This window comes from Halosimplex rarum (assembly GCF_047715405.1).
GTDB classification, from domain to species: Archaea; Halobacteriota; Halobacteria; order Halobacteriales; family Haloarculaceae; genus Halosimplex; species Halosimplex rarum.
The window spans coordinates 2,452,806-2,465,198 of sequence record NZ_CP180412.1; the positions used below are offsets into that span (position 1 = coordinate 2,452,806).

A 12,393-nucleotide genomic window follows, 5' to 3' on the forward strand; every position below is an offset into this window, starting at 1 on the left:
TTGGAGCAGCCCGATATCCCGTGATTTCCGAAGCACGTGGCCAGAGAACGCGCATTTCTGGTACGTAACTGGGGCGGATTCCGCCCGGTTCGCGGCCGCCGGGGTCACTCCGAGCCCGACTCCGTCTCGAAGTCGGCGTCCGTCGCTGACTCGGAGCCGGGCTCGGACTCCGCGTTCGCCTCCGGTCGGGAGTCGGCCTCCGAATCGGCGTCGAGGGGGGTCCACGGAGCGGACTCCTCGTCGGCCGATTCGTCGCGGAACAGGGCCTCGAAGAGCTTTCGTTCGGCCGCCCGCAGGTGCTGGGTGAACGTCGCCGGCGAGACGCCGAGGCGGTCCGCGACGTCCTCGCCGGTGCTCGTCCGGGGCCAGTCGAAGAAGCCGGCGAAGACGGCCGTCTCGACGGCCGAGCGCTGCTTGTCGGTCAGGCGGTCGTCGATGACCGAGGTCGCGGTGTCGACGTCGGCGTCGTCTCGCTCGACCGTCCGCTGGGCGCGGGGGGAGGCTCCCGGGCAGTGATCCTCGACGAGTTCGACGAGCTGGCGCTTGTCGCGCCCGCGCGGGAAGCCGACGACGAAACGCAGCTCCCCGTCCGCGACCGTCCCCGACGAGATCTGGCCGCCGTGGGTCGCGACCGCCGTGACCAGCGACGTGGCGGCGTCGGTGACAAGTTCGAACCCGAGCTCGTCGCCGTCCGAGGAGAGGAACCGGAACTCGTCGATCGCGTCCGTTCGGTCCACCGCCCCCTCGAACTCCTCGCGCGAGACGCCGTCCGCGCGTCCGTAGGCGACGACGCCGTCGTCGCTGCGGACGACCGTCTCGACGTCGACGACGGCGTCGTCGCTCGTCGTGAGCCCGGTCAGCGGCTCGGCGAACCCCGTCACTGCGAACTCGAGTTCGAGGGCGGCGTCGCTGGCGAGGGCGTCCCTGCGCTCGACGGCGGTGATGGCGTGGCCGATGACGTCCCCGAGCCGTTCCAGGACCTCGACCTCCGGTTCGGAGAAGGCGTTCGGTGACTCGGCGTACACCGCCAGGATCCCGTAGAAGAGGTCCTCGTGGGCGATAGGGATCGCGGCCGCCGACCCGTAGTCGCGTGCACTCGCTCGCTCGCGCCACGGTTCGAACTCCGGATCCGCCCGGACGTTCTGGACGACCTGCACCGACCGGGTCCGGACCGCCTTCGCGCCCGGCCCCTCGGGCTCGGCGCCGTCGGACAGATCGACCGTGACCTCGTCGAGGTACCCCTCTTCGACGCCGGCCGACACGCGCGGCGTCACTTCGTCCGTCGACCGGTTCACCTCGCCGATCCAGGCGAAGCGGTAGGCGTCAGAGGCGACGAGGCGCTCGCAGACCGTCCGTTCGAGGTCCTCGCGCGTGTCCGTCGTGATGACGGCGTGCGTGATGTCCTGGCTGACCCGATTGAGCCTGTTGAGCGCCTCCAGCTGTTCGACCCGTCGGGCCCGCTCGCGCTCCTGGCGGTTGCGCTCGATCGCGTGGTGGATCGATCGCACCAGGAGGTCGCTCGTGACCTCGTCTTTCACGAGGTAGTCCTGGGCGCCGCGCTCGACCGCCTCGATGCCGACGCCCTCGTCACGCAGCCCCGTCAGGACGACGATGGGGACGAATTCGGTCGCGTCCAGCACCCGTTCGAGCGTCTCCAGCCCGGTGCTCTCGGGGAGCCCGAGGTCGAGCAGCAACACGTCGGCGCCGGTCTCGGACAGGCGGTCGAGGCCGTCCGTGAGGCTCGTCTCGTGGTGGATCCGCGAGCCGTCGTCGGTGGCCGCATCGCCCTCGACGCGTCGGCGGAGGTCGCCCGCGTCGCGGAGCATCTCCTCGATGAGGCGCGCGTCGCCGGGGTTGTCCTCGACGAGGAGGACTTCGAGTTCGTCGCCGGACATCACTCCACCTCGTCCGGCGGGAGCCTGACGACTTCCAGCCAGAACATCTGGAAGCGCCGGACCGTCTCGATGAACTCGCTCGGGTCGACCGGCTTCGTCAGGTACGCGTTCGCCTGGAGTTCGTACGACTGCACGACGTCCTCCTCGGCCTCCGAACTCGTCAGGACGATGACCGGGAGACACGAGAGGTCGTCGTCGTCCCGCATCTCCGTGAGGACCTCCTCACCGCTCTTCCGCGGCAGGTTGAGGTCCAGCAAGACGATGTCCGGCCGCGGAGCGTCGGCGTAGTCGCCGCGCTGATTGAGGTAGTCGAGGGCCTCGACGCCGTCGGTCACGACGTGGAGCGTGTTGGAGATGTTCCCCTCCTCGAAGGCTTCCCGCGTGAGTCTGACGTCACCGGGATTGTCCTCGACGAGCAGAATGTCGGCCGAGGCGCCGGGTCGCTCACTCATTGTCGTCCTCCGGTGCCGCGAGCGTGAACGAAAAGGTTGCGCCTTCGTCCGGTTCCGACTCCACCCAGATCTCGCCCTCGTGGCGCTCGACGACCCGCTCCGCCAGGGCGAGCCCGATCCCCGTCCCGTCGTAGTCGGCCCTGTCGTGGAGGCGCTGGAACACCTCGAAGGCCCGGTCGGCGTCGCCGGGGTCGATCCCGATCCCCTCGTCGCTGACCGAGATCGTCCACCGGTCGCCGTCCCGCTCGGCGGCGACGTGGACCCGCGGCGGTTCGTCGCCGCTGTACTCGATCGCGTTGTCCAGCAGGTTCTGGACCACCTGCCGTAGCTGTCCCGGGTCGCCCCGAACGCGCGGCAGCGATTCCGCCGTGATCTCCGCGTCGGTCTCGTCGATCTTCATCCGAAGGTCCTCGCGGACGTCCGCGAGGACGTCTCCCAGGTCGACCGTCTCGAACGGGTCGCCCCGGGTCTCGACGCGAGAGTACGCGAGCAGCCCGTCGATCATGTTCCGCATGCGGTCGGCGCCGTCGACGGCGTACTCGATGAACTCCCGACCGTCGGCGTCGAGTTCGTCCTCGTAGCGCCGCTCGATCAGCTGGAGATAGCTGGAGACCATCCGCAGCGGTTCCTGCAGGTCGTGCGAGGCGGCGTAGGCGAACTGTTCGAGGCGCTCGTTGGACTCCTCGAGCGCTCGCTCGCGCTCTTTGCGCTCGGTGATGTCCTGGGCCATCGTCATGCCCGCGAACACGTCGCCGCGCTCGTCCGTGATCGGGACGCCGTGGACGATCCAGTCCCGGCCCGCGTACTCGACTTCCACCGCCTGCTCCCGGCCGTCGAGCGCCGCCTCGAAGACCGGTTCGAGCGCGTCCGCGGTGTCGTCGGGCCAGGCGTCGGAGAACTGCTCGCCCTCCAGGTCCCCCGGATCGACCGGGATGTCCTCGAAGCTCTGCCCCGCCGCGAGGGTGTACTGCAGGTCGTGGTCGAACAGCGTCACGATGCCGTTGGGGAAGTACTCGGCGAGCGCCCGATAGCGCTGTTCGGACTCCGCGAGGCGCCGCTCGTACTCGCGGCGTTCGGAGACGTCGCGGTCGGAGACGATGATCGACACGACCTCGCCGTCGTCGTCCGTGACGGGCCTGAAGAAGCCTTCGAGCGTGTACCGCTCGCCGTCGGGGCGGGTGAGGTCGGCCTGGAAGTCGACGTACTCGCCGGCCGCGGCGCGCTCGGTCCACTCGCGCACCTCGTCCCCGACGTCGTCGCCCTCCCCCCACCACGGCGTCTCCCAGAACGGTTGGCCCTGCACGTCGGCGAGGTCCGCGTCGATGTACTCCATCGCCGTCTCGTTGATGTCCAGCACCGTCCCGTCCGGTTCGAGCAGCCCTACCAGGATGTTCGGGTCCTCGAACACCGCCTCGAAGCGCCGCTCGGTCTCCCGCAGCTCGCGCTCGCGGTCCTTGCGGTCGCTGACGTCCTGCACGATGCCGTCGAAGTAGACGTCGCCGTCCTCCTCGGTCCGGATCCCGGTCACCGAGACCCAGATGGTCCTGCCGTCGAGCGTCTCCTGTTTCAGCTCCTCGTTCCTGACGACGCCCTCGCGCTCCAGCCGCTCGCTGAACGCCTCGCGGGCCTCGGGATCCGGATACAGGTCGCTGACCGACACCTCCATCAGCTCGGCCGGCGAGTCGGCGTCGAATATCCGGGCCAGCGCCTCGTTCATCTCGACGAACTCGCCGTCCGGTCCGGGCGTGTTGCGATACACGCCGACGGGGAGGTTCTCGACGAGGCGCTCGTACCGGCGGAGTTCGCGCTCGCGCTCTTTCCGGTCGGAGACGTCGCGGACGACCCCGACGCGACGCTGGCCGTCCTCCCCCGTCGGCAGCATCGCGAACGTCGCCTCGGCGGGGATCCGACCGCCGTCAGCCGCCTTCATCTCCGCCTCGATCGCGGCGGCCTCCCCGGTCCCGGCCCGTAACGCCGCCTCCTCGTCTCTGGCCCGTTCACGGACCGCCTCGTCGACGACCAACGAGACGTGTTCGCCGATCAGGTCCTCGCGGTCGTAGCCCAGCATCTCCGCGTACGCCTCGTTGACCATCGTGAACCGCCCCGCCCCGTCGACCACGTAGAGCCCGTCGTTGGCGGCCTCGAAGATGGCCTCGTAGCGCCGCAGCTCTCGCTCGCGCTCCCTGCGTTCGGTGACCTCCCGGAAGTACACCGACAGCCCGCTCTCCGAGGGGTACGCCCGGATCTCGAACCACGCGTCGAGCGGGTCCGGGTAGTACTCCTCGAACGTGACCGTCTCCTGCTCGTACATCGCCCGCTCGTACTTCGGTTTGAACGCCCGACTGACCGCCTCGGGAAACGCGTCCCAGACGTTCTCGCCGACCAGATCCCGCCCATCCGGGTTGATGAGATCGTCCGCGTGCTCGTTGACGTAGGTGAACTGCCACTCCTCGTCCAGCGCGAAGAACCCGTCCGAGATGCGACCGTACACCTCGTCGAGTCGGTTCCGCGTCTCCGCGCGCTCGACCGCCGACGCGACGACGTTCGCGACGTTCTTGACGAACGTGGCGTCGTCGTCGGTGAACCCGCGCCGCTCGGTCGCGTGCGTCCCGAGCACGCCCCACGGGTCCGCCGCCGGCCCGACCAGCACCGTGATCCCGCCGACGACGCCGCTCTCGACGAGGCGGCCCTCGCCGTCGAAGCGCTCGTCGGCCGCCAGATCGTCGGCGACGACGGGTTCCCCCGACCGGAACGTGTACCCCACCTGCGAGTCCGATTCCGCCGGGACCGTCGTCGAACGGAGGGTCGCATCAGACCACCCGACGGCCTCCCTGAGTTCGAACCGCTCGCCGTCCGGGCCGAGTTCGAACACCTCGCAGTACTCGGTGTCGAGCGTCTCCGTGACCTCCGTCACCGCGTCCCGCATCACCCCGTCGAGTTCGTCCGCCTCCAGCGCCCGCTGACCCAGGTCCGCCACGGCCTCCTGCTGGCGGACTCGGCGCTGGAGTTCGGCGTCACTCCGAGAAGAGGGACTCATGTAGCGGATACAGACGTGCGGGCCCCGTAAGAATTCCGCCGCTGTCACTATCCGGCAGGTTCCCGGTAACTACAGTTAGACGTGGTCTGTCGCCGATTTCGACCGACGGCCGAGCCCGGTCCGACCCCCACCTCTCGGCCGCCGCCCCGCCACCCGCTCCCCCGCTTTCCGACCGATCGTCGCGTTTCCCGGTAGTGACCGTCTTCGACCGCTTCGGTGCAGATTTCGTGCGTTAATCGGCGGCTATTCTTTTCCGTGCCGGGAGAACTCCGGCTATGCCTCCCGCTGAATGTGATTCGGAGACGGCGAAGGCGGCTACCGAGGTACTGGACGCGCTGGGTCATCACCTCCGGAGGGTGATAATCGACTACTTCGAGAACGCTATCGACGGGGACACCGCGACCGTCGACGAGATAGCGGCCCACGCCGGCGCGCGGGCGCCGGACAGCGACCCCGACGGCCTCTCGACGGCGCTCGTTCACAAGCACCTCCCGAAACTGGAGTCGGACGGGTGGCTCGAATTCGACCACCGCAGCGCGGAGGTGCGCTACCACGGTCACGAGTCGGCGCCACAGCGGTTGCACGAGGTGCTAGCTATCTTCGCGGCGTAGACGTTCGTGGTCACGAGGGCCCAACGAGACACCGGTCGCGCTCCGGGCGAACCACCGGGGCGCGACTCCCCGGTCGACTGCGCCAACCCGACTGCGAGTGCGGCGCGAGAGGCGGAGTCCGTCGGCAGAGAACTAGCTGCCTTCGGCGACTTTCTCGTCGGCGTCCCATTCGGCGGAGTTGTCCTGCGGGTCGTACATCAGGACTTCCCTGGCGCGCTCCAGCGAGTAGTACTTGCGGTCGTTGTCGGAGACACCGACAGACTCGCTGCGCGGCCTCCCGCTGGTCGGCCGCGCAGCGCTCGTCTGTCGAGCCCTCGCTCGCTACGCTCGCGAGGATGCCGTAGACGACCTCGAAGCGACCGCCCCAAGAACGTTCGAAACTACTCCGCGTCTGCGACCTTCTCGTCGGCGTCCCATTCGGCGGAGTTGTCCTGCGGATCGTAGCCCAGGACCTCACGGGCGCGCTCCAGCGAGTAGTACTTGCGATCGTTGTCGGAGATGCCGTAGACGATCTCGAAGCCGTAGTCGGCCTCCAGGGCGCAGCGGTGGATGCGGGCGCAGTCGGGGTAGGAGAGCCACATGGCCTGTCCGCGCTCGTAGTCGATCGGCGGGTGGCCCTTGGTGAGGTTGCCGATGCGGATGTTGCAGACGGTGATGCCGTGCTCGTCGTGGTAGTACCGCCCGAGGATCTCGCCGGTGGCCTTCGAGACGCCGTAGTGGTTGCCCGGCCGGGGGAACTCGGTCCCGTCGAGGCGGAAGTCGTCGTCGCGGCGGTACATGTCGGGCGTCCGCTCGTCGGTCTCGTAGGCGCCGACGGCGTGGTTCGAGGAGGCGAAGACGAACTTCTCGATCCCCTCGTCGACGGCCGCCTCGTACATCTTCTGGGTGCCGTCGATGTTGTTCGAGAGGACCGAAGGCCACGGCGCGCTCGGCCGCGGATCGCCCGCGAGGTGGATGACCGCGCCCACGCCGTCCATCGCCTCCGCGACGGTCGCTTCGTCGGTCACGTCGCCGATGAGGAACTCGTGGTCGGGCTCCTCGTCCGGGGGACTGTGGAGGAGAAGCTTCCACTCGTACTCGTCTTCGAGCCCCTGTAGCACGGCCCGCCCGACGCGCCCGCCCGCACCAGTGAGTAAGACCGGCTCGTCCATTCAGGTGAACCCTTGCGACCGGCCAGTAAGTAACGTACGATCCCGCGCGGTGGATGTCACACCGTCGACAGTCACCGGGGAATCTGCCTTCGTACCCGACCCACCGGCGCGCCGGGAGGCGACACTGATTACAGCGACGCGCCCCAGCGGCCGGTATGGACCCCACCGACGCCGAGACGGCCTGCTTCGAGGCGGGCATCAAGTTCGGGTCGCTCTACCACCAGTTCGCGGGCACCCCGGTTAGCCCCGAGAGCGCCGACAGCCTCGCCCGCGCCATGGAGGAAGCAATCGAGAACCAGCCCCACTGCGAGTCGGTCTCGGTCGACGTGCTCACCGACGAACTCGACGCCGAACTCGCCGAGTCGGCGGCCGATTACACCGAACTGACCGGCCGCTTCCTCGACGTCGAGATGGTTATCGAGTACGAGGGCGAGGAGGTCCGCACGCGCATGGACATGCAGGACGGCTACCCGCTCATGCGCGTCGAGGACGTGCGCTCGGACGACTGACTGCCGGGGAACTCCCGCGGTTCGGACAGGTCCGGTAGCTGAACAGACCACGAGAGATATGTGTGCGGACGGAGTACGTGGCCGCTATGTCCCTCGCCGCCCTGAGCGACCTCGACGACGCCATCGATGCGACGAAGCGGTTCCTCACCCCGTTCGACCGCGTGCGGTGGTTCCGCCTCGCCGTCGTGATGTTCTTCGTCGGCGGCGCCGGCTTCTCGTTCCCCGGATTTCCCGGATTCGGTGGTGGGTCAGATCCCGGCCAGCCGATGCCGGGCGAGCCCGGACCCGACATCACGCCCCAGGTGACCACCGAACTGCTCGTCCTGATAGCGGGGATCATCCTCGTCGGCCTCCTCGCGTTCCTCCTCTACTCCGTGGCGGCCGCGACGATGGAGTTCGTCTTCGTCGCCTCGCTCCGCGACGAGGAGGTGCGGTTGCGGCGGTACTTCAAGCGGTACTGGCGCAAGGGGCTCCGCCTGTTCGTGTTCCGGTTTCTCGTCTGGACGGTGAGCGGCGGCGGCGCGGTGGCGGCCCTGCTCGGCGTCGGGACCGCGATGAGCGGGTGGCCCCCGACGGCCTGGAGCGACGGGGCCATACTGGCGGTGATCCTGCTCGCGATCCCGGTCTTCCTGCTGATCGCGCTCGTCGTCGGGACGCTGCTCGGCTTCACGACGATGTTCGTGGTCCCGGTGATGCTCCGGGAGGACCGCGGGGTGATCGGCGGATGGCGCCGGTTCTGGTCCACGCTCGTCGGCAACTTGGTCGAATTCGTCGCGTACCTGTTCGTGAGTTTCCTGCTGAGCATCGCCGTCGGGATGGCAGTGGGCTTCCTGCTCGTGCTGGGGGCGATCGCGCTCGCGGTCCCGTTCCTCGTCGTCGGCGTTCCCCTGCTGCTCGTCCTCGGGTTCAGCGGCGCCGGCGGACTGGTCGCCATCGTTCTCGTCCTCGCCTACCTGCTCCTGCTGTTCGTCGTCGCGCTGCTCGTCCAGGTGCCATTCCAGACGTTCCTGCGGTACTACGCGCTGCTGGTCCTCGGAGACGTCGACGACGAACTCGACGTGATCCCCGACGCCCGTGCGGCCGTGCGGGCCGACGGCGGCGAGGGAACCGGCGAAACCGGCGACGACGCGGGCGAAGGTGACGGCGCCGACGCCGGACACGGCGGCGGTCCCGAGGACCCCGGTGTCGGCGGAACGAGCGCCGGTAGAACGAGTGGCGGCGAAACTGACACCGGAGGAACGAGCGTCGGTGACCCGTTCGAACCAACTGACGGCGCGGACGACGACGGGTGGAACGTCGACCCCGACGACGACCGGAACGACCGGAGCGACCGGTCGTGACGACGGGCCCGCCGAGATCGATACTACCGGATCGTAACTGATCGGCCCCCACCACAGCATCGGCTCGTTCAGCCACTCTGCAACCACTTTTCACTTTCAGTTTCAGGCGTGTTTTTAAACCGACAGGGGCCGAAGGGAAACCCATGAGTCAAGCGACGCTCGACGACGACGAGCTCTTCGAGGACGCGGCGAGCGAGATGCGCGAGGACGTGGAGGAGAGCCTCGGGAAGGCCCGCGCGGCGCTCCCGGAGGCCGACGACATCTGGGAGGTCGACGCCGACAACACGCTGGGCGTGCTCAACGCGCTCCGCTCGGCGCTCGATATCGAGGACGCCGAGGACCACCTCGTCGACGCCAAGAAGTGGTACACGATGGGCGAGCGCGCCGACGCCTTCGAGGACGCCGACGACCTCGCCGAGGAGATCGAGACCGTCGAGGAGGTGCTCGACGACGTGAGCGACGCTCACGAGCAGGTCAGCGATCTCGCGAGCACTGTCCCGCAGCTCCGCAGCGCGCTGGAGGAGTTCGCCGACGCGGCCGACGAAGCGGACACCGACGCCGAAGACGAGAGCGAGGCCGAAGCCGACGCCGACGCTGACGCTGACGCGGACGAAGCAGAGGCCTGAGACCGACGCAGACGCGGTCGCCGTTCAATCCCGTTTCGAGTCCGCGAGCGGGTCAGTCATCGTCCGAACGCGACCGATCGCGCGCCGCGACGCTGTCCAGTAGCGTCGCCACCTTCTCCGCCGACCGCTCGCGGAGCCACGCGCCGAGTTCGGCGGACCCGCCCCGCGGGTCGCCCACTGCACCGTTCTCCGAGAACTCGGCCGAGTCGTAGGCGAGGTTCGTGCCCGCGACCCACTCGCCCCAGCCGTCGGCGGCGCCCGCCGCGGCGTCGTCGAGGCGGTCGTCGCGGATGAGGTCTGGCGCCACCGCGCGCACGAGCGCCGTCTCGACGGGACCGCCGTGGCCCATGGCGATCTCCGCGAGGTCGACGGGTGGCGCGTCGGGGTCGCCCGTCCAGTCCCGGTCGAGCGAGACGGCGTCGAACCAGGTGAACGGGACGGCGTAGGCGTCGTCGTGGCGGGTGACGCGGCCGCACACTTCGCGGAGCGGCGCGACGTTGCCGCCGTGGCCGTTGACGACGACGACGCGGTCCCAGCCGTGGTGGGCGAGGCTGTCGACGGTCTCGCGGACGTAGTCGCGGAAGGTGTCCTCACTGACCCAGAGCGTCCCCGCGAAGTGGCGGTGTTCCTCCGCGACGCCCACGGGGATGGCAGGGGCGACGACGACCTCGCCGTCGTAGGCGTCGGCGCCGGCCTCGGCGACGGCTTCGGCGGTGAGCGCGTCCGTCCCGAGCGGCGCGTGGGGGCCGTGCTGCTCCGTGCTCCCGACGGGCAGGAGCGCGAGGTCCGTCTCGACGGCGTCGGCGTCGGTCCACGTCGACTCCGAGAGGTGCATATCGGCCACTCGCGCGGCCGGAGGTTAAGCGGTGCGGCCCGACGGCGACGCGGACGAGCGGTCCGCGACCGGTTCGCTGTCACTCGCTGTGCCACGCGCTGGGCTCCATCCCCAGCGCCTTGACGGCCGGACGGTACACCGCGACGATGACGACGATGACGGCGAGTTCGGCCCAGAATCCGAGGTCGACGACGCTCTGGATGGCGGCCAGCGCGATCGTGACGATGACCAGGATGACGACGTAGTGCGCGGCGAGTTCGAGGAGCTCTCCCTTGTCTACCATGGGGACGCTAGGACCTATCCCCACAAAAACGGTCGTATCGGCCCTGACGGGTGCCGCGAACGGGGCGACCCCGTAGACGCGTCCGGACGGCGTCGCCGGATCGGGGTCAGACGAGCGTGTCGGGGCGCGTCGAGAGGTACTCGAAGACGGCACCGAGGCCGATCCCGTACACCCAGTGTGCGACGAGAGTCACCGCGAGGTAGCCGACGAGGGCGAGACCGGTATAGCCGTCGTAGAACGCGAAGACGAAGCCGGTCCACAGCGCGGTCCCGAAGAAGATCCCGTGGACCGGGTCCTCGGCGCCCGGGAGGTACTCCTTGAGCGAGGCGAACAGCAGCGGCCAGGGGAACATCCCGGCGAGGACGAAGATGACGTAGCCCGCGGTCACTTCGGGGAACACGCCGTCGAGGCCGACCATGCTGGTCACCGTCGCGAACGACGACCGCGAGAACACGCCGAAGGACTCGCCGATGAGCAACACGACCGTCATCAGCGTCGTCCCGACGAGCCCCCCGGCCGCCCCGACGACGCCGTCCGCGATGATCCCGAACAGCCGGTCGAAGTCGTCGTTCCTGACCGCCGGGTCGTCGAACTCCTCCTCGTCGACGGTCCGGTCGTCGATCTCGCGCGTGTCTGGCATGTAATCACGTACCACGGCAGCGGGCAAAAAACCCTCGGCGGATAGGGCGACCGACGAACGTGTTCGATCGCCTGAAAAAGACACGTGCCAACGTCCCCCAAACGATAAGAGCGATTGGATCGTTGGTGATCGAATATGGTAGAATCCGGTGGACCGGTGGTCGGCGACACCGTGCTCGCTGGCACCAGCGGGATCAGGGCGCCGGCGGAGGTGTTCAACAGCATCTTCGTCGTGTTCCTGGGCCTGGGGACCCTGGTCGGAGTCGTCGTCATCTCCTACACGCTGTACAACGCGTACAAGTACCGGTATCGCGAGGACGAGGACCCCGCGCCGGACGTCGAACGGCCGGAACTGGGGGAGCTCCCCGAAGGGGGCGGCAAGGGCAAGAAACTGTTCCTCTCGTTCGGTATCAGCGCGCTCATCGTCCTCTCGCTGGTTATCTGGACGTACGCGTCGCTGCTGTACGTCGAGGGGAAGCCGACGGAGGTCCAGCAGAACGGCGGCGAGGTGATGAACGTCGAGGTCGACGGCTTCCGCTTCGGTTGGCAGTTCACCTACTCGAACGGCGCGCAGACGAGCACGCTCCACGTGCCGACGGACACGGTGATCAACCTCTCTGTGACGTCGCAGGACGTGTTCCATAACTTCGGGATACCAGAGCTCCGGACGAAGGCCGACGCGATCCCGGGCCAGACCACGAACGCCTGGTTCGTCGCCAACGAGACCGGCACGTACCAGGCCAACTGCTACGAGATCTGTGGCGAGGGCCACTCCGGCATGACCGCCGAAGTCGTCGCGATGGAACCCGACGCCTTCGAGGAGTGGTACGCGAACGCCGAGCCGAGCGGGAACGAGACGGCCGGAACGGGCGCGGCGGGCAACGAGACCGCCGGGAACGAGTCGGCGCAGGCCGTGACCGGTCCGGCTTCGCCGGGTGCGCTCGCTGATCCCGGTGCAGTAGTCGCGTCAGTACGGGGTGGTGCGCCGTGAGTCACGGGGAGGCCGGCGGGCACG

Annotated in this window: 12 protein-coding genes and 1 pseudogene; 5 read left to right on the top strand and 8 right to left on the bottom strand. The window is 68.7% G+C overall.

Annotation, left to right across the window (positions count from 1 at the left end; all coding sequences use genetic code 11):
* Positions 1–104: 104 nt before the first annotated feature.
* The 3 genes from ACMGFH_RS11805 to ACMGFH_RS11815 are packed head-to-tail and all read right to left on the bottom strand — an operon-like array spanning position 105 to position 5,384.
* Positions 105–1,895 carry a bacterio-opsin activator domain-containing protein gene (locus ACMGFH_RS11805; protein WP_415378643.1) on the bottom strand — a complete coding sequence of 597 codons (1,791 nt, stop codon included), beginning with the start codon at positions 1,893–1,895 and terminating at the stop codon, positions 105–107.
* Positions 1,895–2,347: a response regulator gene (locus tag ACMGFH_RS11810; RefSeq protein WP_415378644.1), complete on the bottom strand. Its 453-nt coding sequence runs from the start codon at positions 2,345–2,347 to the stop codon at positions 1,895–1,897. The genes ACMGFH_RS11805 and ACMGFH_RS11810 overlap by 1 nt, the downstream gene beginning before the upstream one ends.
* Positions 2,340–5,384: a PAS domain S-box protein gene (locus ACMGFH_RS11815; protein ID WP_415378645.1), complete on the bottom strand. Its 3,045-nt coding sequence runs from the start codon at positions 5,382–5,384 to the stop codon at positions 2,340–2,342. The genes ACMGFH_RS11810 and ACMGFH_RS11815 overlap by 8 nt, the downstream gene beginning before the upstream one ends.
* A gap of 275 nt (positions 5,385–5,659) precedes the next feature.
* Between ACMGFH_RS11815 and ACMGFH_RS11820 the strand changes: the two genes are divergently transcribed.
* Positions 5,660–5,995, top strand: a complete 336-nt coding sequence (locus ACMGFH_RS11820) for a hypothetical protein (RefSeq protein ID WP_415378646.1) — start codon at positions 5,660–5,662, stop codon at positions 5,993–5,995.
* 132 nt (positions 5,996–6,127) lie between these two features.
* Here the strand turns inward: ACMGFH_RS11820 and ACMGFH_RS11825 are convergent.
* Both ACMGFH_RS11825 and azf read right to left on the bottom strand, forming a co-directional pair.
* A pseudogene (locus tag ACMGFH_RS11825) lies at positions 6,128–6,250 on the bottom strand (NAD(P)-dependent oxidoreductase); the annotation flags it as partial.
* A 125-nt stretch (positions 6,251–6,375) separates the two neighbouring features.
* Entirely contained in the window at positions 6,376–7,146 is a 771-nt protein-coding gene (gene azf, locus ACMGFH_RS11830; RefSeq protein WP_415378647.1) for an NAD-dependent glucose-6-phosphate dehydrogenase Azf, read from the bottom strand.
* Between the two features lie 155 nt (positions 7,147–7,301).
* Here azf and ACMGFH_RS11835 point away from each other — a divergent pair, with 155 nt between their 5' ends.
* The 3 genes from ACMGFH_RS11835 (at position 7,302) to ACMGFH_RS11845 (ending at position 9,621) form a co-directional block, all read left to right on the top strand.
* The gene (locus ACMGFH_RS11835; protein ID WP_415378648.1) at positions 7,302–7,655 is read left to right on the top strand and encodes a dihydroneopterin aldolase family protein; all 354 of its coding nucleotides are present in this window, start codon (positions 7,302–7,304) and stop codon (positions 7,653–7,655) included.
* Between the two features lie 86 nt (positions 7,656–7,741).
* Positions 7,742–8,995 carry a hypothetical protein gene (locus ACMGFH_RS11840; protein ID WP_415378649.1) on the top strand — a complete coding sequence of 418 codons (1,254 nt, stop codon included), beginning with the start codon at positions 7,742–7,744 and terminating at the stop codon, positions 8,993–8,995.
* A 143-nt stretch (positions 8,996–9,138) separates the two neighbouring features.
* A complete protein-coding gene (locus ACMGFH_RS11845) occupies positions 9,139–9,621 on the top strand; it encodes a DUF5790 family protein (protein ID WP_415378650.1) in 483 nt (160 codons plus the stop codon).
* A gap of 52 nt (positions 9,622–9,673) precedes the next feature.
* Here the strand turns inward: ACMGFH_RS11845 and ACMGFH_RS11850 are convergent, their stop codons facing one another.
* The 3 genes from ACMGFH_RS11850 to ACMGFH_RS11860 form a co-directional block, all read right to left on the bottom strand.
* Positions 9,674–10,456 carry a creatininase family protein gene (locus tag ACMGFH_RS11850; RefSeq protein ID WP_415378651.1) on the bottom strand — a complete coding sequence of 261 codons (783 nt, stop codon included), beginning with the start codon at positions 10,454–10,456 and terminating at the stop codon, positions 9,674–9,676.
* Between the two features lie 79 nt (positions 10,457–10,535).
* On the bottom strand, positions 10,536–10,739 hold the full coding sequence (locus ACMGFH_RS11855) for a hypothetical protein (RefSeq protein ID WP_415378652.1): 204 nt from the start codon (positions 10,737–10,739) through the stop codon (positions 10,536–10,538).
* 106 nt (positions 10,740–10,845) lie between these two features.
* Positions 10,846–11,379, bottom strand: a complete 534-nt coding sequence (locus tag ACMGFH_RS11860) for a DUF6789 family protein (RefSeq protein ID WP_415378653.1) — start codon at positions 11,377–11,379, stop codon at positions 10,846–10,848.
* Between the two features lie 135 nt (positions 11,380–11,514).
* Here ACMGFH_RS11860 and coxB point away from each other — a divergent pair, with 135 nt between their 5' ends.
* Entirely contained in the window at positions 11,515–12,369 is an 855-nt protein-coding gene (coxB, locus tag ACMGFH_RS11865) for a cytochrome c oxidase subunit II (RefSeq protein WP_415378654.1), read from the top strand.
* Positions 12,370–12,393: the final 24 nt, after the last annotated feature.